We start from the raw sequence: 23,558 nt of genomic DNA on the forward strand, positions 1-23,558 counted from the left end.
TGTATCACTCGGCGGCGCGCTTCGCGGGGTAGACCGCGCGCACGACCAGCCACGAGAACACGAGCAGCAGCGCGTACAGCGGCACGCCCATGAGCAGTCGCGTCGCACCGAGCGCCTCGACGTTTCCCGCGTAGTAGAACGGCACCTGCACCAGCAGGCGCGCGACGAACATGCCGAGCCACACGACGGTCAGGAACTGCATCGCCCGGTACTTCCGTCGATCCTGGCGCCAGGCGGTCCCGTCGCCCATGAGGAAGCCGACGACGAGCCCGACGAGCGGCCAGCGGACGAGGAGGGAGAAGAGGATCGCGACGGCGTAGGCCGCGTTCGTGTAGAAGCCGATGACGTAGTTGTCTTCCGCCCGGCCCGTCCAGAGCGAGAGCGCAGCGGATGCCGCGACGCCGATGAGCCCGGCGATCGCCTGCGTCGGCTGGCTTCGCGTGAACAGGCGCAGCGCGGTGAACACCACGGCGAGGCCGAGCGAGGCCCCGAGGGCCCAGCCGAGCTCGCGCGTGAACGTGAAGACGACCAGGAAGACGAGGCCGGGGAGGATCGCCTCCGCGAGACCGCGGATGCCTCCCAGCGCCCCCACGAGGTCGGCGGGGGTCAGCGTCTCGTCGCGCGCGATCCGCCCGAGGCCGGACTTCTCGGCGGCCGCCGCGACCTGGCGGCCGAACTCGGCGGCCGCGTCGTCCGAGTCGCCGTTCGGGGCACCGGCGACCTCGCCGGCGCGATCCCGGTCCGTGCGATCGGCAGCGTGGTCGTCGCTCACGCGGACGGACCACCCGAGGACGGTGCGGGCATGCGCAGCGGGATGAGGTCGCGCGGCGGCATGGGCGTGTTGCCGCGCACCACGACGATCGAGCGGAACAGGTCCTCCACCTTCGCCGCGGCGGTCGGGTCGGCCGCCGCCTCGCCGGCGATCACGCCGCGCAGGAACCAGCGGGGACCGTCGACGCCGATGAAGCGCGCGAGTCGCATCTGGCCGGCCTGCCCGTCGGCCGTGGTGACGGGGATCTGGGCGAGCAGCTCGGGGCCGAACGTGCCCTCGCGCACCTGCGTGGTGCCGCCCTGGCGCGCGATCTGGTCGGCGATCTGGCCGCGGATCTCGTGCCAGAGGCCGCTCGACCTCGGTGCCGAGAACGGCTGGACCTGCAGGGTCGAGTTGGCGTAGTCGAGGCCGACCGCGACCACGCGCTTGGTGCCCTCCTCGACCTCGAGCCGGAGGTGGAGCCCCTCGCGGGGAAGGACCTTCACGCCGCCGAGGTCGACGTACGGGCGGACCGGGTTGGCCTCGGACTCGTCCAGGGGGCCGTTCGTCGCCCGGTCCTCCGGCGCGGACTTGGGGTGGTCGACGGGGATGTCGTCGATGTTCTCGATGTCGCTCACGCGTGTGCTCCTGACTGGTTCGCCCCGAATCCGGTGGATCCGAATCCTCCCTCGCCGCGAAGGCTCCCGGGCAGCTTCTCGACCTCGACGAACCGCGCTCGGCTCACCGGCATGACCACCAGCTGCGCGATCCGGTCGCCGGCCTCGATCCGGTACGCCTCGCGGGCGTCGGTGTTCAGCAGTGCGACCCTGATCTCGCCTCGGTAGCCCGCGTCCACCGTGCCAGGCGCGTTCACGATCGTGATGCCGTGCTTGAACGCGAGGCCCGATCGCGGGACCACGAAGGCGACGTAGCCGTCGGGCAGTGCGATCGCCACGCCGGTGCCCACGGTGGCGCGCTCCCCCGGCTCGAGCACCACGGACTCGGCGGCCTGGAGGTCGGCCCCGGCGTCGCCCGGATGGGCGTAGGCGGGGACGTGGTCGGCCGTGATCAGCACATCGACGGAATCGGTCACCGTTCGAGGGTAGTGCAGAAGTCTGGTCTGATAGGTCCATGCCCGACTACCGCGAACGGCTCTGGCCGACGCCCTGGATCTACCTCACCAGCCTCCTGCTCGTCCCGGCGAGCATCCTCGTGCTCGCCCCGGTCTCGCTGCCCGCCGGCATCGTCACGGGCGTGATCCTCTACGTCGCGGTCGCGGGGTCGCTGACGCTCACCTCGCCGGTGATCGAGGTGGCCGACGGCCGGCTCCGCGCGGGTCGCGCCGAGGTTCCGCTCGAGCTCACGGGTGAGGCGGTCCCCGCCGAGGGCGAGGCCGCCCGGACCGAGCGCGGCACCGGCCTCGACGCGCGCGCGTTCCTCGTGATCCGCGGCTGGATCCGCGACGTCGTGCGGGTTCCGATCGAGGATGCCGCCGACCCGGCACCGTACTGGCTGCTCTCGACGCGGCATCCGCACGAAATGGCCGCCGCGATCAACGGATCGCGACGGCCTCGTGTCGGTGGGGAGCCTGCCTAGGCGGCGCACTCCAGGCAGATCGGCCCGAGCTTGGTCTCGTGGTCGATCTGCGAGCGGTGCTTCACGAGGAAGCAGCTGACGCAGGTGAACTCATCCGCCTGCGGCGGCAGCACGACGACGTCGAGTTCGACGTCGGACAGGTCGGCTCCCGCCAGGTCGAAGCTGCCGGGGTTGTCGGCGTCCTCGACGTCGACGCTTCCCGACATCTTGTCGGGCACGCGCTCCTTGAGGGCCTCGATCGACTCGGAGTCGTCGTCGGTCTTCCGCGGCGCGTCGTAATCCGTTGCCATTCCCATCCTTTTTCCATTGCCGAGGATTCGGCGGCCATAGTCTGCACGAAATCAAGTGCGTAAGCAAACCATCCGTCGGCCGTCCGAACCGGTGGAATGCACAACTCACGGCACGCCCGGCGTATTCCCAGCGCAGGCCGGGGCGCCGTGGCATCCTTGGGCGGAGATCAAGGGCACGGAAGGGCTTCTCGCCATGCAGGAACTCAAGGTGATCGGGGTCGAGAGCGGCGCCCTCATCGCGGCCTCCGACGACGGCGCGCGATTCCGGATCGAAGTCGACGAGGTGCTGCAGTCGCGCATCCGCCAGGCCGTCCCCGAGACACGCACCGGGCCGAAGCTCTCCCCGCGGGAGGTGCAGGCGCACATCCGGTCCGGTCTCTCGGCCGACGAGGTCGCCGAGCTCACGGGCGCCTCCGTCGAATTCATCCGGCGTTTCGAGGGTCCCGTGATCGCGGAGCGCGAACACATGGTGACCTCGGCGCTCGCCGTCCCGACCCACGCCGAGGTCGCGGAGGGCGACGAGCCGACGTCGTTCGGCACGATGGTGCGCGAGCGGCTCGCCGGGCTCGGTGCGCACGGCGAACGCTGGGCCAGCTGGAAGGACGACGAGCGCGGATGGATGGTCAAGCTCGAGTTCACGGCCGACGGCATCGACCACGACGCCCGGTGGTCGTTCGAACCTCGGAAGCAGGCGCTGCATCCCCAGAACGCCGACGCGACGACGCTGTCGAAGCACGGCGAGGTCCGCGGGGGGATGATTCCGCGGCTGCGCGCGGTCTCCGCAACGGATGACGCCGCCCGCTTCGACAGCGGGGCGTTCACCTTCGACGTCGCCGACACGGCCGACGACGACACCGCTCCGCAGCCCGAACTCGCGGTCGCGCGGCCGGGTGCCGCACCGAACGGCTCTGCGTCGTCGACTGCCGCCGCGTCGAGCCCGGCGGTCGCGCGCGCGGCGATCAAGCGTGCGGACGAGCCGGCTCCGCCCACGGGCGAGACGGCCGACCTGCTCGAGGCACTGCGTCGCCGTCGCGGCGAGCGCGAGGTGGGGCCGGGTGCCGAGCGGGTCGCGACGACACCGTCCCCGGTGGCGCCGACTCATCCGGAGGAGCCCTCCGCCTCGACCCCCGCGCCCGACCGACCCACCGGGGCCGACGCCGCAGACGAGGCCGACGAGGCGCAGCAGCGAGCCGGGGCGGCCGCGAGGGCGCTGTGGGGCGGCGGCGGCAAGCCGAGCCAGCCCGCCCGGCAGAAGAAGGGGCGCGCGGCGATGCCGAGCTGGGACGAGATCGTCTTCGGCGCCCGCAGCGACGACGACCTGGCGTAGTCGCACGAGACCGGCGCGACACCGGGCGCGGACACCGAGCGCGGTTCGCGACACCTTGCCGTGCCTGCGTGCGAGCCGCTCGCACCCGTTCCGCCATGCCCCGCAGGCTGGTAGCATTCGAACAGAGTTTCGAATCTCGGAGGTCGGGATGCCGCAGACGGTGGAACCGGTGGAAGTGTGGACCGGCGCCTCGGGCGCACCGGAGCGCCTCGTCTGGCGGGCCCGGCGCTATCGCGTCGACGACATGCCGACGCCCCTCGTGGGTCCGGCCGACTGGTGGCTCCCCTTCGCGGGCGACCACGCCGGCCCGGGGCGCGCCCCGCTCGAGATCACCGGCTGGCGCTTCCAGGCCACGAGTTCCGACGGCGAGACCCACATGTTCGACGTGGGCCACGACGGCTCGCACTGGCACGTGCTGCGCGTGTTCGATTGAACCGGGTCGCGCCGACACGGCGAGAATCCCGGCCGGAGAGGCTGGCAGCCCGGGCCGGCGGAACGTCGATCAGGCCGACTTCTCGGCCCTGCGCGGCTTCGACGGTACGATCGTCGGCGCGGCGTTGTCGATGACGGTCTCCTTGGTCACGACCACGCGGGCGACGCCGGTCGAGGAGGGCACCTCGAACATGATCGGCCCGAGCACCTCCTCCATGATCGCGCGAAGGCCGCGCGCGCCCGTCTGGCGGAGCACCGCGAGGTCGGCGATCGCCTCGAGCGCGGCGTGGTCGAAGTCGAGCTGCACGCCGTCGAGCTCGAACATGCGCTGGTACTGCTTGACGAGCGCATTGCGCGGCTCGGTGAGGATCTCCATGAGCGCCGCGCGGTCGAGCGGCGTCACGGTCGCGACGACGGGAAGTCGGCCGATGAACTCGGGGATGAGCCCGAACTTGTGCAGGTCTTCGGGAAGGACCTCGCTGAAGAGCTCGGCCTCGTCTTGCTTGGAATGCAGCGGGGCGCCGAAGCCGATGCCGCGCTTGCCCGCGCGCGAGGAGATGATCTCCTCCAGGCCGGCGAATGCGCCCGCCACGATGAAGAGGACGTTCGTGGTGTCGATCTGGATGAACTCCTGGTGCGGATGCTTGCGCCCGCCCTGGGGCGGCACGGAGGCGACCGTGCCCTCGAGGATCTTCAGGAGCGCCTGCTGCACGCCCTCGCCCGACACGTCGCGCGTGATCGACGGGTTCTCGGCCTTGCGGGCGATCTTGTCGACCTCGTCGATGTAGATGATGCCGGTCTCGGCGCGCTTGACGTCGTAGTCGGCGGCCTGGATGAGCTTCAGGAGGATGTTCTCGACGTCCTCGCCGACGTAGCCGGCCTCGGTGAGCGCCGTGGCATCCGCCACCGCGAACGGCACGTTCAACTGCTTCGCGAGCGTCTGCGCGAGGTAGGTCTTGCCGCAGCCGGTGGGGCCGATGAGCAGTATGTTCGACTTCGCGATCTCGACGTCGTCGTGAGCGCGGTCGGCGGGCGTGATCGCCGCCTTCGCGCGAACGCGCTTGTAGTGGTTGTAGACGGCGACGGCGAGGGCGCGCTTGGCGGCATCCTGCCCGATCACGTACTCCTCGAGGAAGCCGAAGATCTCCTTCGGCTTCGGAAGCTCGAACTCGCCGGACTCGGGCTCACCGGCCTCGGCGAGGCGCTCCTCGATGATCTCGTTGCAGAGCTCGACGCACTCGTCGCAGATGTACACGCCCGGACCGGCGATGAGCTGCTGCACCTGCTTCTGGCTCTTCCCGCAGAAGGAGCACTTCAAGAGGTCAGCACTCTCCCCGATGCGTGCCATCGCTTCCTCCCTCGAACCGAGTCTGTTCCGAGCCTAGCCCGACGCGGGCCGCTCGGGGCCGATCCGCCGCGGTTTGGCGGAAACGACATGACGAGGGGCGGATGCGTCGTGCACCCGCCCCTCGTGAGCAATCCCGAGCTATCGGCTGAGCGCCGGCAGCGTCTTCCGCGACGAGAGCACCTGGTCGATGAGCCCGTACTCGCGGGCCTCTTCGGCCGAAAGGATCTTGTCGCGGTCGATGTCGGAGTTGACCTGCTCCATAGTGCGGTTCGAGTGACGCGACAGCGTCTCCTCGAGCCAGGTGCGCATGCGCAGGATCTCGGCCGCCTGGATCTCGATGTCGGACGCCTGGCCGTGGCCGGCCTCGCCCATCGCCGGCTGGTGGATCAGCACGCGCGCGTTCGGCAGTGCGAGGCGACGCCCCGGCGTGCCGGCGGCGGCGATCACGGCAGCGGCCGAGGCGGCCTGGCCGAGTACGACGGTCTGGATCTGCGGCCGGATGTACTGCATCGTGTCGTAGATCGCCGTCATGGCCGTGAAGGAGCCGCCGGGCGAGTTGATGTACATCATGATGTCGCGGTCGGGGTCCATCGACTCGAGCACCAGCAGCTGCGCCATGATGTCGTCGGCCGACGCGTCGTCGACCTGCACGCCGAGGAAGATGATGCGGTCCTCGAACAGCTTCGCGTAGGGGTCCTGGCGCTTGTAGCCGTAGGCCGTGCGCTCCTCGAAGCTCGGCAGGATGTAGCGCGAGCCCGGGGCCTGCCGGCCACCCGAGAAGGCGGTGCCGCCGAAGGCGGGGATGTTCATGCTCACTGTCTCTCTCTTCCTACGCAGCCTGGTCGGTCCCGCCGCCGCCCGAGACGTCGAGCGCCGACTCGCGGATGTGGTCGACGAAGCCGTACTCGAGCGCCTCCTGCGCACTGAACCAGCGGTCGCGGTCGCCGTCGCGGTTGATCTGCTCGACGGTCTTGCCGGTCTGCGCCGCCGTGATCTCGGCGAGCCGCTTCTTCATGTCGAGGATGAGCTGCGCCTGCGTCTGGATGTCGCTCGCGGTGCCGCCGAAGCCGCCGTGCGGCTGGTGCAGCAGCACGCGCGCGTTCGGGGTGATGTAGCGCTTGCCCTTCGTTCCGGCCGTGAGGAGCAGCTGCCCCATCGAGGCCGCCATGCCGATGCCGACCGTGACGATGTCGTTCGGGACGAACTGCATGGTGTCGTAGATCGCCATGCCCGCCGTGATCGAGCCGCCGGGCGAGTTGATGTAGAGGTAGATGTCCTTCTTCGGGTCCTCGGCGGCGAGGAGCAGCAGCTTCGCGGCGATCTCGTTCGCGTTGTCGTCGCGCACCTCGGAGCCGAGCCAGATGATGCGGTCCTTCAGCAGTCGATCGAACACACTGGGCTGCAGTGTCGGTTCGGCCATGGATTTCGCTCCGTTCCGTTGCTTCGTTGATCTCGAATCTATCCGGTGCAACACGCGCGAACCGGGCTGTTCGCCGTCGGCGGATGCCGCGCCGCGGCGAGGTGCGTCAGGTGCCGGTCCGCGGCGCGTCGCCCGGCGGCGGCACGAGTTCGCGCGCGTAGGCGTCGACCGCGCGACGGTACTGCGTCAGGTGCGGCGCGAGTGCGACGAGGGCGACGGATGCCGCGGCATCCGCTTCGCCGATCGATGCGAGCGCCAGGGCGCGGAAGGCGGCCACCGCGTCGACGAGGTCGCCCGCGTCGCCGGCGACCTCGTCGAGCAGGGCGAGGGACTCGCCCGGGCGGCCGAGGTTGCGGATCGTCGAGGCGAGCTGGATGTGCGCCTCGACACGGGCGCGGCCCGACAGCCCGAGTTCGAGCGAGCGCCGGTAGCGCGATTCGGCCTCCTCCTCGAGGCCAGCCGAGTCGCGGGCGCCCGCGGCCTCGAACGGTCCCCGCGGGTCGTGATCGGGGAGCTCGGCGACGAGTGCGTCGATCCGCACGATCACCTCGTGCTCCCCCAGCTCGGATGCCGCGTCCCAGATCTCGTCGACGCGGCGCTGCCAGTCGTCCAACGTCCCTCCTCGTGCCCTCGCTCGCCCCGACCCGCGCGGGAGACGACGACGGGGTCGGGCATGGCTGCCCGACCCCGCTCCTCTCGGCCGTCGACTACTCCGCGTCGGCCTTCTTGGTGGTGCGCTTGCGCGCCGGCTTCTTCTCCTCGGCGGGCGCCTCCTCGGCGGGCGCCTCCTCGGCGGGCTCGTCATCGCCCGCGACCGCGGTGAACTCGGACAGGTCGACCGCGTTGCCCGAGGCATCCGCCACCTTCGCCTTGCCGAGCGCGATCGCGAGCGCCTTGTTGCGCGCGACCTCGCCGACCATGGCGGGGATCTGGCCGTTCTGGCTCAGGATCTGCACGAACTCGTTCGGGTCCATGCCGTACTGCGCGGCGCCCTGGACGAGGTACTGCGTGAGCTCCTCCTGGCTGACCTGGACCTTCTCGGCCTCGGCGATCGCGTCGAGGACGATCTGGGTCTTGAAGGCCTTGGTGCTGGCCTCGGTGACCTCGGCGCGGTGCTCGTCGTCCTCCAGGCGACCCTCGGACTCGAGGTGGCGGTGCACCTCGTCCTCGATGACGCTGTCGGCGACCGGGACCTCGACGAGCTCGAGGAGCTTGTCGACGAGGAGGTCGCGGGCCTGGGTGCCCTGGCCGAACGACTTGTTCTTCGCGACCTGGTCCTTGAGGCTGGCGGTCAGCTCGTCGAGCGTGTCGAACTCACTCGCGATCTGCGCGAAGTCGTCGTCGGCCTCGGGGAGCTCGCGCTCCTTCACCGCGGTGACGGTGACGGTGATCTCGGCGGTCTCGCCCTCGTGGTCGCCGCCGAGCAGCTTCGACGAGAAGGTGGTGGTCTCGCCCGCGGTCAGCGAGTCGAGCGCGTCGTCGATGCCCTCGAGCAGTTCGCCCGAGCCGAGTTCGTAGGACACGCCGCTGGCCGTGTCGACCTCGGCCTCGTCGATCTTCGCGACGAGGTCGAGCGTGACGAAGTCGCCCGTCTTGGCCGGCCGGTCGACGGTGATCAGGGTGCCGAAGCGGCTGCGGAGGCGCTCGAGCTCCTCGGCGACCTCGTCGTCGGCGACCTCGACCGAGTCGACGGTCAGCTCGAGGCCCGCGTACTCGGGCAGCTCGATCTCGGGGCGGACGTCGACCTCGATCGACAGGAGCAGGTCGCCCGAGAAGTCCTTCTCGTTCGGCCACTCGACGATGTCGGCCGAGGGGCGGCCGAGCGGACGCAGCTCGTGCTCGGTGACGGCGGCGCGGTAGAAGCTGTCGAGACCCTCGTTGACCGCGTGCTCGAGGACGGCGGCCTTGCCGACGCGCTGGTCGATGACGGGCGCGGGGACCTTGCCCTTCCGGAAGCCGGGAACGTTGATCTGCTCGGCGATGTGCTCGTAGGCGTGGGCGATGCTGGGCTTCAGCTCCTCGGGCGTCACCGAGATGGTGAGCTTGGCGCGCGTCGGGCTCAGCTTCTCAACCGAAGTGGTCGGCATGGGGAAGTTTCTCCTGTTTGGTGGAAGTACGTGGTCGAGCCGATGCGACTCGTCGGGGCGACAGGATTCGAACCTGCGACCTCCCGCTCCCAAAGCGGGCGCTCTAGCCAAGCTGAGCTACGCCCCGAGTCGCCGGCTTGACTCGCCGGTCCTGCGCGTCGGCACGCCGAAGCACGACGAAGCGCGGATTGGACCCGGGAAAGTCTACTGCACGAGCCGTGGTGCACCCGAAGCGTCGGTCCGACCCGCCCGAGAGACCTGTGGAGAACACGCTCAGTGCCCTCCCCTATGGTGCCCGGTTCCCTCGCGGTGCCAGAGTGTGCCCATGACCGACCCGTCGCGCCCCGCCGCGCCCGACCTGCGTCGATGGCCGGGCGATCCCGGCCAGCTCACCGACACGACGCTCTGCCCCGCCTGCTTCTCGCGCCTCCTCGGCGCCACCTGCTCCGTCTGCGGGCTCCGGCTCGACGTCGCGGCGGCGGCCGACCTGCTCGCCGCCGGCGTGCGCGTCCGCGACGCGGAGTCCGATCGGCAGTCGCTCATCACGCGGATGCGGGCGGAGCAGGCGGTGCCGACCGCGGCGACCCTGGCGACGGGCGCCGTGTCCTCGATCGAGGTGCCGATCGCGCCGCCTCCGGTGACCGCGCCGTCGCAGGTGAGCGTGGCCCCGGCGGCATCGGCCGGACCGTCCGTGGCCGGGGTCCCTCCGACGGGGGTGCCGACACCCCCGCCGCTGCCGCCTGCGAGCCCGCTTCCCGACGGCTCTGACCTCGCTCCGGAACCGATCGCGACGGCTCCGGCGGCTCCTCACCGCTCCGGGGTCCAGCTGCTGCTGCTCACGCTCGGCGTGGTGCTGCTCTCGGTCGCCGCGATGGTCTTCCTCTTCTTCGCGTTCGTCGTCGCAAACCTCGAGATGCGCTCGCTCATCACCGCGGTGGTGAGCGTGATCGTCCTGGTCCTCGCGTGGTTCCTCCGTGCGCGACGGCTCCCGGGTACCGCCGAGGGCGTGTCGGCAGTGGGCGTGGTCCTGCTCGTCCTCGATGCCTGGATCATCCAGGCGAACGGCCTCTTCGGGGCCGACCGCGTCGATGCCGCGGCCTACTGGGGCGTGGCGCTGCTCGTCGTCGCGGCGGTCCTCGCCGGCGCCGGGGTGCTCAGTCGCCTGCGTCTGCCGAGGCTCGCCGCGTCGGCGCTCGCTCCGGCCGGCGTGTTCATCGGCGCCTTCGCCGTCGCACCCGACGACGAGGTCCTCACGGGACTGTGGCTCGGCGGGATGGCGCTCGCCCTGGTCGGCGCGGCATCCCGGTTCATCCGACCCGAGGCCGAGCAGACCATCGTGCGCACCTTCGGCTTCGCCGGCGGTGGGATCGCCCTCGCGGCCGCCGCGTGGGCGCTCCCCTCGGTCCAGTTCGGGACGATGTGGGCGTTCCTCGCGGTCGCCGGCGTCTGGGTCGTCGTCCTCGCTTCGCTGCCGGCGTCCGAGGCCGGCCCCAGCGGATGGCGCGTGCTCTCCTCCGTCGCCATCGGCCTGAGCGTGCCGCTCGCGTTCGTCCTCGGCGTCGCCCTCGACCGGGAGCCCGCGACATCCGTCTGGCTCGCGCCACTGCTCGTGGCGATCGTCGCCTGCGCCCTCGCGGCAGCGACGAGGATCCGCGCGGTGCGTCGCGACGCATTCCCCGCACTTTTCACCGCTTCCGCGGTCGGGGTCGTCGCGACGCTCCCCGCGATCATCGTCGCGTTGAGCGGACTCGGTCGACTGAGCGCCGAGGTCGTCGGGGTGTGGGAGCTGGGCGCCACCGCGCCGCGGGACCTGCCCGGCGAGGCCTGGGGTGCGGTGCTCGCGCTCGGGATCGCGACCCTCGCGCTGGTGGTCGTCCTCGCGCTGACGGAGCGCCTGTTCCGCTTCGGGGCGTGGGCGATCGCATCCGGGCTCGCGACCGCACTCGCCGCTGCGGTGGTCTTGCCGACCATCGCCCTGACGACGCTCGGCCTCCTGGTGGTCGCCGCGGTCGCCCTCGCGGCGGCTGCGACCCCCGCGGTGCGGCGCCGGCCGGGCGCGATCGTCGTGCTCGCCGCCGGTGGCATCCCGGCGGCCGCGTCGGCGTGGCTGGTCGGTCACGCCTCGACCGGCGTCTGGTGGTGGGCCGTGGCATCCGTTCTCGTGCTCTCGATCGCGGGGCGCGTGCTCGCCGACCGCATCGCACGAGCGGCCGCATCGGCGAGCCGGGTCCTGCACGTGATCGCCGCATCGCTCGTGGCGTTGATCGCCACCGTGGCGTTGCCGAGTTGGGCGGAGGCATCCGGCCTGGTGATCCCGCCGCCGTGGAACGCACCGGCGTTCCTGGTCGCCGTCGTCGCGACGCTCGCGCTCGGGGGCCTCGCCGCCGCGCGCCGGCTCTCGGACGACGATCGCCTGACCGCCGGCGCCGCGTTGTTCGCCGGCGCAATGCTCGGCACGAGCTGGCTCGCCGTGACGTTCTTCACCCCGTGGGGCTGGGCGCCCGCCAGCGCACTCGTCGTCGTCGGCCTCGTCTGGGTGCGCTCGGCGCTGCGCCCCATGAGCGCGCTGTTCGCCGCCGGCGTCCCCCTCGCCATGGTGTTCGCCGGCGCCGGCATCAGCGTGGAGCTCGAGAGCGGGAACGTCGCCATCGGGCTCGCCGCCGCCGTCATCGCGGCGGCCGGCGTCGCGCTCGTCACGCTGCCCGGGGTCGCCTTGGTCAGGTGGATCTGGGCCGCCTCCACAGGTGCACTCGGGCTGATCGCGGCCCTCGTCGGCGTGTCGGGCGCCGTCCCATCCGAGGGGACCTGGCTCGTCCTCCTCCTGCTGACCCCGGTGCCGGTGCTCATCGCCACGCTGTTCGGCGATCCGATCGCGGGCCGTTCGTCCGCGGTGCACGCGTCGTGGGGATCGCTCGTGCTCGGCGTCGGGACCGTCTGGGCGTGGATGGGCGATCGCGGCATGGAGGACGTCGAGTCGTACACGCTCCCGCTCGCTGCAGGCCTGCTGGTGTCCGCGGGACTGCTCATCTGGCGGCGTTCCGTCCCCGACTCGACCGCCGCGGGGCGGACCGCGCTCCTCGCCGCAGCGGCAGCCGTCGCCGTGCTGCCGAGCGTCGCCCTGGCGGGCGAGTCCGAGCTGCGAACGCTCGTGCTCGTCGCGACGGGCGCCGTGCTCGTGATCGCCGGGAGCTTCACCCCCGACCTCGAGCGCGGCGTCCCCATCCGCATCCTCGTCGTCGGCACCGGATGGGTTGCCGCGACGGGCGCGGCGCTCGTCCGAGGGTCCGCGATCGCCACCGGCCGCCCCGGCGACCTGCCGGTCGAGTTCTGGCCGGTGATCGCCCTGGTCATCGGACTCGTGGCGAGCCTGCTGTGGGTCCGGGACCGGACCCAGCCGACCGTCGTCGCCGAGGCGACGCTCGCGGCGTCCCTCGCGGCGGCGGCGGCGCCGACCACGCTGGCCATTGCCGGCGGCGTCGATGCCGATGCGCGAGCCTTGGTGCTTCTCGTCATCATCGGGGCCGCGCACGTCCTCAGCACGGCCGTCCGAGCGCGTCCGTTCGCCGGACCTGTCCTCGGGTGGACCAGCCTGGCCGTGGCCGTCATGGCCGGCGGACTCGCGATCGGATCCGGCGCGGTCGATCCGTTCGACCTGGTGACCGTGCCGATCGGCGCGACCCTCGTCACCGCCGGGGCCATCCGACTCCGTCGTTCGCCCGACCACGGCAGCTGGTCGACCCTCGGCCCGGGGCTTGCGGTGCTGCTCGTCCCCGCGCTCATCGCCGACTGGACCGATCCCGTGCTCTGGCGCCTCGTCGCGCTCGGGGTGGCCGCGGTCGTGGTCGTCGTCGCCGGCGCGGTGCTCCGGCTCCAGGCGCCGTTGCTCCTGGGCGGCGGCGTGCTCCTCGTCCACGCCGTGGCGCAGCTCTGGCCCTGGATCACGCGCCTGTACGAGGCGGTCTGGTGGTGGCTGTGGCTCGGGATCGCCGGCGCACTGCTGATCGCGATCGCCGCCACGTACGAGCGGCAGATGCGCCTGGCCCGAGGCGTGCTGCGGAGCATCGCCGCACTGCGCTGATCGGCGGACGGTTCCGGGGCTCCGGCGGACGCAGCCGAGGACCCTCGTGCACGACCTCGGGCCTGCCGACGTGTACGATGATCGGGTGCCCGCGTGCGGGCGCTCGGGGATGTAGCTCAATGGTAGAGCCTCAGTCTTCCAAACTGATGGTGCGGGTTCGATTCCCGTCATCCCCTCCGAGTCAAGCCCCTGCGAGTCCGCGGGGAATCCCGCGACACCGGCGCGTGTTGGCCCTACCGTGGCATCCGTATGGAACCAGTGGAAGGGGACCACATGACCGACTCGAAGACCGCATCGAAGTCCGCCGCGCCGATGAGCGGCGCCGACCCCGAGGTCGCCTCGGGCGTCTCCCAGTTCTTCACCCCGCTCGTGCACGAGCTCACCGTGCTGGCGATCAACGGCAAGCAGGCGCACTGGAACGTGCGGGGCCGCGACTTCCTCGAGGTGCACGAGTTCCTCGACACGGTCGTCGACCACGCGCAGGAGTGGGCCGACCTCGCGGCGGAGCGCGTCGTCGCGCTCGGACTGCCGATCGACGCTCGCATGGCGACGATCGCCTCGAAGTCGGAGGCGACGAATCCCAAGGCCGGCTTCAAGCAGTCCGACGACACGATCGCCGACGTCGTCGCCCAGATCGACGTCGCCACGGCACGCGTGAACGCCGCGATCGAAGGGCTCGAGGAGCTCGACCCGGCCAGCCAGGACGTGGCGATCGCCATCCGGCAGGGACTCGACAAGGACCGCTGGTTCCTGGCTGCGCACGTCAGCGTGAAGTAGGCGACGCGCGAGCGCCGAAACTCCGCCGCGAAGGAAAGCGGCATGACGGGCCCGGGTGCAGAATGCCGACATGGCGGACGCACCCGGGCCCGAGCCGTCTCCCGAGCCGGAGGCGGGCTCGCCGGCGACGGCCGGGTTGACCGACGCACAGAAGTCGCTCCGCGCGCAGATGCTCGCGACCGAGCACTGGAGCCTGCTGGCCTCCCGCAGCACGACGCAGAGCGAGGTGCTCACGCGCATCGCGATCTTCCTGACGCTCGTGTCGGCGGGCCTGGTGACGCTCGGCGTGCTCGGCAACGCCACGCAGTTCCGCGGCTGGTTCGGCGTGGCCGCCCTCGGGGTGCTGCTGCTGCTCGCGCTGCTCGGCCTCATCACGCAGAAGCGCGCATTCAACGCGTCGCTCGACGACCTCATGTACGTCGTGGCGATGAATCGCCTGCGTGGCGCGTACCTCGACCTCGATCCCGGCCTCGCGCCCTACTTCATCTCCTCGGCCGATGACGACGAGGCCGGCAGCCTCCGCACGTACTACGCATTCGGCCCGCGTCCCGGGCAGATCCTGGCGAGTTCGGCGATGATCATCTCCGTGGTCGAGGGCGCGGTGCTGGGCCTGTTCGCAGGTGGGGTCGTCCTGGGCCTCGGCGGCGCGATCTGGCTGGCGATCACGCTCGGGGTGATCACCGGGGCGGGGTCGCTCATCATCTGGATGGTGGTCGGCTTCCGCGGGTACCGCGCGCTCTTCGAACTCCACGAGCCGCTGCGGACGACGGGCGGCGGATGACGGGCGTCGGCGCCCGATGGATCAGCGCCGCAGCCAGGCGAGCACCGCGAGCACGCGCCGGTGATCGGTGCCGGAGTCCTCGAGGCCGAGCTTCTGGAAGATCGCGGTGACGTTCTTCTCGACGGCACCCACGCCGATGAACAGCTGCGATGCGATGCCCGCGTTCGTGCGCCCCTCGGCCATGAGTTCGAGCACCTCGCGCTCGCGCGGCGTGAGCGAGGCGAGTGGATCGCCGCGACGGGCGAGCAGCTCGCGCACGACCTGCGGGTCGAGCACCGTGCCCCCGTCGCGGATGCGGAGCACCGCATCCTGCAGGTCGTCGAGCGAGGCGACGCGGTCCTTCAGCAGGTAGCCCATGCCGCCGTCGGCCGACGACAGGAGCTCGTGCGCGTAGGTGCCCTCGACGTACTGGCTGAGGAGCAGCACCCCGGTGCCCGGGCGACGGCGACGGAGCTCGATGGCCGCGCGCACCCCCTCGTCGCGGAAGGTCGGCGGCATGCGCACGTCGAGCACCGCGACATCCGGTGCCGCCGCTTCGAGGTCGTCGAGCAGCGCCTCGGCGTCGCCGTAGGCGCCGACGGTCTCGAACCCCGCCTCGTCGAAGAGCCGCACGAGGCCCTCGCGGAGGAGCATCGAGTCCTCCGCGAGGACCACGCGGATCGGCGGGGCGGGCGGTGCGGTCTCGCTCACGCGCCCACCCTATCGGCGGGCGTGAACGGGAAGTGGGCGCCGATCACCGTGGGGCCCTCGGCCGGGCTCTCGACGACCAGCACGCCGCCGAGCCCGCGCACGCGCTCGTCGAGGCCGGCCAGGCCATGGCCCGGCAGTGCGACCGCTCCCCCGTGGCCGTTGTCGGTCACCCAGAGGTCGAGCCAGAACCCGGCCACACCCGTGTCGCGCTGGGAGACGCGCAGCCGGATGGCGCTCGCGCCCGAGTGCTTGGCCGCGTTCGTCAGGAGCTCGGCGGCGATGAAGTAGGCGTTGCGCTCGATGGCGGCCGGAAGGGCAGCATCCGTCGGAAGCAGCCATTCGAATTCGACCGGCACCGGGCTGCGTGCGGCGAGCGATTCGAGTGCGCTCGCGAGCCCGCGGTCCTGCAGCAGCGGCGGCGCGAAGCCGCGGGAGAGCGCCCGGAGTTCGTCGAGCGTGTCGCGGGCCTGGTCGCGCGCCTCGGACAGCAGGCCCTTCGCGGCATCGGGATCGGCGTCGAGCTTGCGCTCGATGGCCGCGAGGTCCATCTGCAGGCGCACGAGCCGCTGCTGCGGGCCGTCGTGGATGTCGCGCTCGAGGCGACGGAGCGCGGCATCCTCGGCCTGCACCGCGGCGCCGCGGGAGGCGGCGAGGTGCTGCACCTGGCGTTCGAGCGCCTCCGAGCGCCATGCGCCGAGCATGCCCCGCCCGATGCCGTCGTGCATCCACGTGAGCCCGGCCGTCACGAGCGGCAGCGTGAGCAGGAACGCGAGGCCGAGCGCGAACTGCGCGATGACCTCGATCGCGAGCGGGTCGAGGGCGACCGCCGCGGAACCGCCGGGCCAGACCCGGTCGAGGAACCACTCGACCGGCCACACGTCGCGCGAATCCTGCGGGAGGAAGAGGGCCCAGATCCAGTACGTCACGCCGCCGAGCGCGATCGAGAGCCACACGACGGTCACGACCCAGCTGAAGAGCGACACGATCGGCGCGACGACCATGCCGTGCAGCAGGTACAGCCAGTAGTGGCCGTCGACGAACGGGGCGAAGAACGCCCGCCACGGCCCCTCACCGACGGGTGCAGCGGCGTCCCATTGGGGGCGGCGGATGGCGGGCCGCCCCGCCCAGCCGAGGCGCACGAGTTCGAACATGCCGAACCCGCGGGCGGTGTAGAGCGAGGCGACGACGATGACGAGTCCGACGACGACCACGAGCAGGCTCACGCCCGTCGAGAAGAGGGTCACGAGCGTCACGAAGGCGACGAGCGCGACGGGGAATCCGAGGAGCAGGTAGCCGAGTTCGCGGGGCAGGCCCGCCCAGAGGCGGCCGTATCCGCGGCGCCGCGGCGCGGCATCCGTCGTCGTCGCCGGCACGGTGGGGCCGGTCGCAGCGGGGTCAGTGAGCGTGGTCATGGTCGTTCGTCTCCTCGGTCATCGTCGCACGCTGACCGGGTGCGACGACCACGAACTGGCCCATCATCCCCTGGTCTTCGTGCTGCAGCAGGTGGCAGTGGTACATGTAGGGCGTGTCCGGGTCGGCGTGGTCCTCGAACCGGAGGATCAGCTCGTAGCGGCTCCCGGGACGGGCGAGGATCGTGTCCTTCCACCCGGCGAACTCGGCGGGCGGCGGCGCGGCGTCGATCGCCGCGATGCGGAACTGCACGTCGTGCACGTGGAAGCTGTGCGGCATCTCGCCGGCGTTCTCGACGATCCAGCGTTCGGTGGTGTCGACCGTGACGGTCTCGTCGACGTGGTCCATGCGCATGGTGCCGCCGTTGATCTCGAACCCGTCGAGCCGGAAGGTGCGCGTCGTCGCGACGTCGCCCTCGGCGACCTCCGGCAGCTCGCGGAGCCGCTCGGGCAGGTCGGGCGCGGGGTCGAGCGTCTCGGCCGCGCGCAGTTCGAGCACGTCGAACGCGTCGGTCGCGCCGTTCATCGCGGCGATGGGCGGCTTCAGGCCTGCCGCCTCGGGGGTCATCACCGAGTGCAGTCGCAGCTCCTCGCCGGGTGTCATCCGCACGAGCACCTCGGCGCGCTCACCGGGCGAGAGCACGACGCGGTCGAGGGCGACGGATGCCTCGAGCAGCCCGCCGTCGGTCGCGATGACGTCGATCGTCCGCCCGTCCTCCCACCCGAAGGCGTACGTGCGCGCGGTCGAGGCGTTGAGGAGGCGGAGCCGCACGAGCTCGTCGTCGACGTCCGTGAACGGCGCGCGGGCGCCGTTCACGACGAGTTCGTCGCCCATGCGGCCCGCGAAGCCGCGGGCGGACGACTCGAGCCGGCCGTCATCGGTGAACGCGGCGTCCTGCACGATGACGGGCAGGTCGTCGACGCCGTACTCGCGCGGCAGCGGCAGCGCCGCCTCGACGTCGTCGCGGACGAGGAGCATGCCCGCGAGGCCGCGTGCGACGTGCTGCTCCGTCTCGCCGTGCGGGTGCGGGTGGTACCAGAGCGTCGCCGCCTCCTGGTCGACCTCCCACTCGGGCGACCAGGTCTCGCCGGGGTCGACCATCTGGTGCGGTCCGCCGTCCATCGCGGCGGGCAGGTGCATGCCGTGCCAGTGCACGGTCGTGGGCTCGTCGAGCGCGTTGGCGACGTCCACGCGGATCCGCTCGCCGCGCTCGGCGATGATCGTGGGACCGAGGTGCGCACCGTCGAAGCCCCAGGTCTCGCTCGGCACGCCGGGCGCGAACTCGGTCGTGCCGGCGCGGGCCTCGAGCGAGAACACGCGCGTGCCGTCGGCGGCGACGGTCGACTCGGCGATCGGCGGCACGGGCAGCGGGGTGTCGAAGTCGACCTCCCCGATCGTGGAGACGGGGGTCGGGCCGACGAGCCCGCAGCCCGCGAAGGCGAGCGCGACGCCCGCGCCGACCACGATCGAGGCGGCCGTCACGGCGAGCGCGCGCGGCCGTCGCGGCCGCGATCGTGCGCGGTCCGGTCGGGGATGGTGGGCGGTCCGGTGGATCATGCTTCGAGCCTCGCGGGCGACGCGCGCCCTCCCCAGCCGACGGCCACCCGGATCGGCACGGGGGTTCGCCCCCGCCTGCGCGGGGGTGGACCGGAGGCGGGCTCGCCCGCCGGTGGGTCAGAGCGCGTCGTGCGTGGCGCGTCCGCCGAGCAGCGTGAGCGCCACCGGCATCCCCCGCAGGTCGTCGACGGATGCCGCGAGCGGATCGCGCTCGACGACGGCGAGGTCGGCCACCATGCCCTCGCGCACCTCGGCGCCGACGCCGTCGGTCGAGGCGGCGAGCGCGGCGCGCGCGTCGAGGGCCTGCTCCGGATGCCACGGCTCGCGCCCCGCGCGCGAGCGGCCGACGGCGGCGGCGATCGCGATCCACGGGTCGAGGGGTGCCACGGGCGCGTCGGAGCCGAGCGCGAGGTCGACGCCCGCCGCGGCGAGGTCGCGCAGCATGAAGGCGCGGTCGGTGCGCCCGGCCCAGTAGACGTCGGCGACATCGCGGTCGTCCATCGCGTGCTCGGGCTGCACGCTCGCGACGATGCCGAGCGCGGCGAAGCGGGCCAGGTCGTCGCGGCGGAGCAGCTGCGCGTGCTCGATCGACGCGCGCCCGCGCCATCCGCCGGGCCGCACGGCCTCGAGCGCGTCGAGCGCGCGTTCGTTCGCCCGGTCGCCGATGGCGTGGACCGCGGGTGCGAGCCCGATGCGATCGGCGTGGCCCAGGTGCGGGACGAGCTCGTCGTAGGGCACGTTCACGAGGCCGTACGGGTGCTCGTCGGGCCCGAGCCCGGGGTACGGGTCGACGCACCACGCGGTGCGCGTGTTCAGCGAGCCGTCGGTGATCACCTTGTACGGGCCGACGCGGACGAGCCCGGCGGTTCCGGCGACCTCGTCGCCGGTGCGGAGGCCCTCGGCCGCGGCGCGGTCCAGGTCGCGCGTGTAGACGCCGAACCGCACACGGAGGGCGTCGGCGCCGCGCGCCGCGCGGCGAGCCCAGTCGTCGCTGTTCCAGCGCATCTCGAGGTCGACCACGCCGACCACGCCCCGCGCGGCGGCCGCGCGCGACGCCTCATCGACCCACGCGTCGAGCACGTCGTCGGGGAGGTCGTCGAGTTCGCGCACCAGCCGGAAGCAGTCGTCCTCGCGGAGCACCCCGCTCTCCCCCGCCGCCTCGGCGAGCCCGTGCCGCCGCGCCGCGGCGCGGTTCACCCAGCACGAGTGCAGGTCGGCCGACACGAGCACGACCGGCACGTCGCCCGAGACCGCGTCGAGCGCGTCGATCGTCGGCGCGTCGGGCCAGAGCCCGTCGCGGTAGCCGAAGCCCACGACCTCGTCGGCTCCGCCGGTGACGGATGCCGCGACGCGCGCGACCGCCTCGGCCGCCGACCCGACGTCGCCGAGGTCGAGCCGCCGCGACACCATCGCCCACTGCGAGAGGTGCACGTGACGGTCCCACAGGCCGGGGACGACCCAGCGACCGGCGAGTTCGAGGCGCCGGGCTCCGGGCGCGGGCGCCATGCTGCCCGCAGGCGCGACCGTGCGAACGAGGCCGCCGTCCAGGTGGACGTCGACGGGCAGCGCCTCGCCGGGCAGGCGTCCGCCGGCGAGCACGAGTGCCTCCGGTGCGGAGCGGCGCGCCGCGGCAACCGCCCCGGTCATGCGCGCTCCCCCGCTGCGGAAGCCGACGCGTCGGCGCCCGACGCATCGGCGCGCGCTGCGCGGGCCGCTCGAAGCACCTCGTGCGTGCGCCGCATCTCCGCGGCGAGCGCGGGACTCGCGTACGGTCCGTCGTGCTCGAGCTCCGCGATGATGCGGTCGACGGTCTCGTCGGGCCGGTTCTGGCTCATCTTGTTCTTGGCGACGAACCGCGTGATCGGAATGCGGAGGCCGACCGTGCCCGCGGCGATGCGCTCGGCGTACGCGGCGTTCTCGGGGGTCGATCGCATTCCGCGCGGCTCGGGCATGCGCTGTTCGAAGTGGTCGACGAGGGCGTCGAGCACGCGGAGGTTCTCGTCGGGCTCGAGCAGCTCGGGGGTGCCGTGCAGGTGCGCGGTGACGAAGTTCCAGGTCGGCACGGCCGGGTTCGCGTCGTACCAGCCGGGCGAGATGTACCCGTGCGGCCCCTGGATGATGACGAGCACCTCGTGCCGGCCGAGCTCGTGGACGACCTCGTCGGGGCGGCCGACGTGGGTGAGCAGCACGATGCCCTCTGCGGTCTCGTCGAGGAGCACCGGGTAGTGGGAGGCGACGAGCCCCGCGGCATCCGTCATCGACACGATGCTCGCCCACGGGTGCTCGCGCACGAGGCGCTTGACGCCGTCCTCGCTCGCGAGGGTGAAGCTCGGGTTCTGTCTCATGCGGGTTCCGCTCCTACGCCTGGCAGTTCGGGCACCAGTACAGCTTCCGGGCGCCCATCTCCTCGAGCACGATGTTCGTGCCGCACACGCGGCAGGGCAGGCCCTCGCGCTTGTACACCCAGTGGCGGTCGTCGCGGTTGGCCATGGCGGCGCGCCACGCCAAGCCCTCGAGGCCGTCCATCGTCATCATCTGGCCCGTCTCGACGCCGATGCGGAGGAGCCGGGCCCAGTCGTGCCAGAGCTCCCGGACGGTCTCCTCGGGCACGAGTCGGCCCGGCGTGTGCGGGTTCAGGCGGGCGCGGAACAGCAGCTCGGCGCGGTAGACGTTGCCGATGCCGGAGACGACGTTCTGGTCCATGAGCAGCAGGCCGATGGGCGTCGGCTTGCGGCGGACGACGCTCGTGAAGCGCTCCTCGGCGTCGGGGCCGGCGTCGAGGAGCGGGTCGGGTCCGAGCTTGCCGACCACCTGCTCGACCTGCGTGGGGTCGAGCACCTCGCAGGCGGTGGGGCCGCGGAGGTCGGCGACGACGGTGTCGGTGAGCAGGCGCACGCGCACCTGCCCGATGGGCTCGGGCGGGAAGGTCTCGAGCGCCGAGCCCTCCTTCTCCGACTCCGACATGCGCAGCCTCGTCCGGCGGGGCGCGCCGATCGAGGTGACCGAGTTCTCGCCCGCGGTGTCGAACACGACCGCGTCGGGGTTCGGGCCCTCGAGGAAGGTGCCCGTCTGGTTGGTCTGGCCCATGCGTCCGTTCGCCGACGCGATCGTGGCATCCAGCAGGATGTCGCCCGCGAAGTCCCACGCGCCGTACATGCCGAGGTGGACCCTGAGCCACCGGTCGCCCTCGAACCCGAGGAACATCTGCTTGCCCACGGCGCGGGCGTCGACCATCCGCCGCCCGTCGAGGTCGGCCGCACCATCGGCGAACCGGCCCTGCGGGCTGGAGGCGCGCACGAGCCGACCGACGAAGTTGCGCTCGAACTGGCGGGTGATGCGGTGGACGGAATGGCCCTCGGGCACCGGCTACTCCGCGGGCGCGCCGACGACGCGACCGGTCGAACCGTCGACGTCGACGCCCTTGCCGGCGATGTCGCCCGTCGTCTCGTACTCCGCGAGCTGGCCGATGCGTCGCACGTGGCGCTCGTCGCCCGAGAACGGCTCGGCGATGAAGGCGTCGATGTAGCGGATCGCCTCTTCGACCGTGTGCTGTCGCGCGCCGATCGAGATGACGTTCGCGTCGTTGTGCTGCCGGGCGAGGATCGCGGTGTCCATGCTCCAGACGAGCGCGGCGCGGATACCCGCGACCTTGTTCGCGGCGATCTGCTCGCCGTTGCCCGAACCGCCGAAGACCACGCCGAGCGTCTTCACGCCGGCCGCCTGGTCGCGGGCTACGGCGAGCGCGGCGTTGATGCAGAAGGCCGGGTAGTCGTCGAGCGCGTCGTACTCGACGGGACCGTGGTCGACGACCTCGTGCCCGCCGTTGGTGAGGTGGGCCTGGAGCGTCCGGCTGAACTCGAGGCCGGCGTGGTCGGTCGCGATGTGGATGCGCATGCGGCAAGTCTAGGGATGCGGCACCCACCGGATGGCACGACCGTGGGGCTGCGCCCACGCCACCTGGACGCCGTCGAGCGCCATCACGAAGTCGGTGCTGTCGTTCGGGACGTCCTCGCGCAGCTCGATGCCCGGCACGATCGATCGGGCCTCGATGGAGAGCCAGCGTCCCGGCAGGCCACCGACGAGCTCGGTGAACCGCGCCCGCGCGCCGCCGTCGACGTAGGCGAGCACGGCCGCGTGGAACACGACGAGGGTCGCCTCGTCCGGCGCGTCCTCCGCGAGCGATTCGAGCCGCTCGGCGAGGTCCCCCGCGACGATGCGGGGCGGGTCGGCCGCGACGATGCCGGCGGCCGCTCGGAGTCGTTCGCGTCGATCGTCGTGCTCGGGCCACACGAGGGCTTCGAGCCAGGCGAGGTCGTCGGGGCGCCGCACGTCCAGGGGGTGGAGGTCGATCCCGGCGCGCCACACCACGGTGGGGAGCCGGTCGGGAACGGGCACGGGACCGCGCGCCTCGCAGTCCAGCACCACGGGACTCGGTCCGGCGGCCGGGTCGAGGCGCGGATGCCCGGTGTACGCGTAGCTGTACCGGTCGGGGAAGAGGCAGAGCCCGGCGGACGCCCCGACCTCGAGCAGGGCGATCGGGCCGTCGATCCCGGCGAGCACGGGCAGGTGGAGCGCGCACCGGGCAGCCTCGTTCGTCTGCGTGGCGTGGGTGAGGCACATCGCCTGCACCTCGACCCAGTGCGCGTGGAGCCAGTCGCGGAAAGCACCGTACGGTCCGGTCGGCGCCCCGTGGAACCGGGCGGCCGAGAACACGAGGTTCGGCTGGCGCTTGACCGGGGGCAGGTCGTCGATGAGCGCCACCGTCTCGGGATCGCCGGCGACGCCGTGCGCCCACGCCTCGTAGGTCGCCGACATTCCCCGCGCCTCGACCTCGGCGAAGACGCGGTACCGTTCGGCCGTCGGTGCGGCCGGATCGACGCTCGTCCGCATGCGAGCCACGCTAGGCCCGCACGACGCCCGGGGCAACGGGTCGGGAGCTTCCGGGCCTCCCGGCACGCAGGACTAGGCTGATCGGGTTGCCCGCGCCACGAACGCCGGGACGACGCATCCGTTC

General features: G+C 72.2%; 23 protein-coding genes and 2 tRNA genes. 7 read left to right on the plus strand and 18 right to left on the minus strand.

What is annotated here, in order from left to right; all coding sequences use genetic code 11:
- Positions 1-4 precede the first annotated feature (4 nt).
- The 3 genes from GJ743_RS12095 to dut are packed head-to-tail and all read right to left on the minus strand — an operon-like array spanning position 5 to position 1,844.
- Positions 5-772, minus strand: a complete 768-nt coding sequence (locus tag GJ743_RS12095; protein WP_328289132.1) for a DUF3159 domain-containing protein — start codon at positions 770-772, stop codon at positions 5-7.
- Positions 769-1,389 carry a DUF3710 domain-containing protein gene (locus tag GJ743_RS12100; protein ID WP_328289133.1) on the minus strand — a complete coding sequence of 207 codons (621 nt, stop codon included), beginning with the start codon at positions 1,387-1,389 and terminating at the stop codon, positions 769-771. Before GJ743_RS12100 ends, GJ743_RS12095 begins: the two co-directional genes overlap by 4 nt.
- The gene (gene dut, locus GJ743_RS12105) at positions 1,386-1,844 is read right to left on the minus strand and encodes a dUTP diphosphatase (protein ID WP_328289134.1); all 459 of its coding nucleotides are present in this window, start codon (positions 1,842-1,844) and stop codon (positions 1,386-1,388) included. Before dut ends, GJ743_RS12100 begins: the two co-directional genes overlap by 4 nt.
- Positions 1,845-1,882: 38 nt before the next feature.
- On the opposite strand from dut, the gene GJ743_RS12110 reads away from it, so the two are divergent.
- Entirely contained in the window at positions 1,883-2,347 is a 465-nt protein-coding gene (locus GJ743_RS12110; protein ID WP_155052154.1) for a DUF3093 domain-containing protein, read from the plus strand.
- Here the strand turns inward: GJ743_RS12110 and GJ743_RS12115 are convergent.
- Positions 2,344-2,637, minus strand: coding sequence for a DUF4193 domain-containing protein (locus GJ743_RS12115; protein ID WP_155052155.1), 294 nt, complete (start codon positions 2,635-2,637; stop codon positions 2,344-2,346). The two genes, GJ743_RS12110 and GJ743_RS12115, sit on opposite strands and share 4 nt — an antisense overlap.
- 193 nt (positions 2,638-2,830) lie before the next feature.
- Between GJ743_RS12115 and sepH the strand changes: the two genes are divergently transcribed.
- A complete protein-coding gene (gene sepH / locus GJ743_RS12120; protein ID WP_155052156.1) occupies positions 2,831-3,964 on the plus strand; it encodes a septation protein SepH in 1,134 nt (377 codons plus the stop codon).
- Between the two features lie 148 nt (positions 3,965-4,112).
- The gene (locus tag GJ743_RS12125; RefSeq protein WP_155052157.1) at positions 4,113-4,397 is read left to right on the plus strand and encodes a hypothetical protein; all 285 of its coding nucleotides are present in this window, start codon (positions 4,113-4,115) and stop codon (positions 4,395-4,397) included.
- A 69-nt stretch (positions 4,398-4,466) separates the two neighbouring features.
- Here GJ743_RS12125 and clpX read toward each other — a convergent pair whose 3' ends face one another.
- From clpX to GJ743_RS12155, 6 genes are all read right to left on the minus strand, one after another.
- Positions 4,467-5,744, minus strand: a complete 1,278-nt coding sequence (gene clpX / locus GJ743_RS12130) for an ATP-dependent Clp protease ATP-binding subunit ClpX (protein WP_155052158.1) — start codon at positions 5,742-5,744, stop codon at positions 4,467-4,469.
- 138 nt (positions 5,745-5,882) lie between these two features.
- Positions 5,883-6,554 carry an ATP-dependent Clp protease proteolytic subunit gene (locus GJ743_RS12135; protein ID WP_155052159.1) on the minus strand — a complete coding sequence of 224 codons (672 nt, stop codon included), beginning with the start codon at positions 6,552-6,554 and terminating at the stop codon, positions 5,883-5,885.
- A gap of 19 nt (positions 6,555-6,573) precedes the next feature.
- Positions 6,574-7,206: an ATP-dependent Clp protease proteolytic subunit gene (locus GJ743_RS12140; protein ID WP_328289163.1), complete on the minus strand. Its 633-nt coding sequence runs from the start codon at positions 7,204-7,206 to the stop codon at positions 6,574-6,576.
- Positions 7,207-7,270: 64 nt separating this feature from the next.
- Positions 7,271-7,777: a tetratricopeptide repeat protein gene (locus tag GJ743_RS12145; RefSeq protein ID WP_155052161.1), complete on the minus strand. Its 507-nt coding sequence runs from the start codon at positions 7,775-7,777 to the stop codon at positions 7,271-7,273.
- A 94-nt stretch (positions 7,778-7,871) separates the two neighbouring features.
- On the minus strand, positions 7,872-9,251 hold the full coding sequence (gene tig / locus GJ743_RS12150) for a trigger factor (protein WP_155052162.1): 1,380 nt from the start codon (positions 9,249-9,251) through the stop codon (positions 7,872-7,874).
- Positions 9,252-9,303: 52 nt separating this feature from the next.
- Positions 9,304-9,378: transfer RNA gene (locus GJ743_RS12155), tRNA-Pro, on the minus strand.
- Between the two features lie 198 nt (positions 9,379-9,576).
- Here GJ743_RS12155 and GJ743_RS12160 point away from each other — a divergent pair.
- From GJ743_RS12160 to GJ743_RS12175, 4 genes are all read left to right on the plus strand, one after another.
- Positions 9,577-13,329: an SCO7613 C-terminal domain-containing membrane protein gene (locus tag GJ743_RS12160; RefSeq protein ID WP_155052163.1), complete on the plus strand. Its 3,753-nt coding sequence runs from the start codon at positions 9,577-9,579 to the stop codon at positions 13,327-13,329.
- 105 nt (positions 13,330-13,434) lie between these two features.
- A tRNA-Gly gene (locus tag GJ743_RS12165) sits at positions 13,435-13,505 on the plus strand.
- 97 nt (positions 13,506-13,602) lie between these two features.
- Positions 13,603-14,106, plus strand: a complete 504-nt coding sequence (locus GJ743_RS12170) for a Dps family protein (protein ID WP_155052164.1) — start codon at positions 13,603-13,605, stop codon at positions 14,104-14,106.
- A gap of 70 nt (positions 14,107-14,176) precedes the next feature.
- Entirely contained in the window at positions 14,177-14,887 is a 711-nt protein-coding gene (locus GJ743_RS12175; RefSeq protein WP_230386746.1) for a hypothetical protein, read from the plus strand.
- A gap of 21 nt (positions 14,888-14,908) precedes the next feature.
- Here the strand turns inward: GJ743_RS12175 and GJ743_RS12180 are convergent, their stop codons facing one another.
- The 8 genes from GJ743_RS12180 to GJ743_RS12215 form a co-directional block, all read right to left on the minus strand.
- Positions 14,909-15,577, minus strand: a complete 669-nt coding sequence (locus GJ743_RS12180; RefSeq protein ID WP_328289135.1) for a response regulator transcription factor — start codon at positions 15,575-15,577, stop codon at positions 14,909-14,911.
- Positions 15,574-16,989 carry a sensor histidine kinase gene (locus GJ743_RS12185; protein ID WP_155052165.1) on the minus strand — a complete coding sequence of 472 codons (1,416 nt, stop codon included), beginning with the start codon at positions 16,987-16,989 and terminating at the stop codon, positions 15,574-15,576. Before GJ743_RS12185 ends, GJ743_RS12180 begins: the two co-directional genes overlap by 4 nt.
- Positions 16,973-18,544 carry a multicopper oxidase family protein gene (locus GJ743_RS12190; protein WP_155052166.1) on the minus strand — a complete coding sequence of 524 codons (1,572 nt, stop codon included), beginning with the start codon at positions 18,542-18,544 and terminating at the stop codon, positions 16,973-16,975. Before GJ743_RS12190 ends, GJ743_RS12185 begins: the two co-directional genes overlap by 17 nt.
- 117 nt (positions 18,545-18,661) lie before the next feature.
- A complete protein-coding gene (locus tag GJ743_RS12195; RefSeq protein WP_155052167.1) occupies positions 18,662-20,191 on the minus strand; it encodes an amidohydrolase family protein in 1,530 nt (509 codons plus the stop codon).
- Entirely contained in the window at positions 20,188-20,889 is a 702-nt protein-coding gene (locus GJ743_RS12200; RefSeq protein WP_155052168.1) for an FMN-binding negative transcriptional regulator, read from the minus strand. Before GJ743_RS12200 ends, GJ743_RS12195 begins: the two co-directional genes overlap by 4 nt.
- A gap of 13 nt (positions 20,890-20,902) precedes the next feature.
- A complete protein-coding gene (locus GJ743_RS12205) occupies positions 20,903-21,907 on the minus strand; it encodes an Fpg/Nei family DNA glycosylase (protein WP_328289136.1) in 1,005 nt (334 codons plus the stop codon).
- A 3-nt stretch (positions 21,908-21,910) separates the two neighbouring features.
- On the minus strand, positions 21,911-22,438 hold the full coding sequence (locus GJ743_RS12210; protein ID WP_155052169.1) for a ribose-5-phosphate isomerase: 528 nt from the start codon (positions 22,436-22,438) through the stop codon (positions 21,911-21,913).
- 9 nt (positions 22,439-22,447) lie between these two features.
- Positions 22,448-23,434, minus strand: coding sequence for a DUF2332 domain-containing protein (locus GJ743_RS12215; RefSeq protein ID WP_155052170.1), 987 nt, complete (start codon positions 23,432-23,434; stop codon positions 22,448-22,450).
- Between the last annotated feature and the right edge of the window lie 124 nt (positions 23,435-23,558).

The sequence above is a fragment of the Agromyces bracchium genome (assembly GCF_009709675.1).
GTDB lineage: Bacteria > Actinomycetota > Actinomycetes > Actinomycetales > Microbacteriaceae > Agromyces > Agromyces bracchium.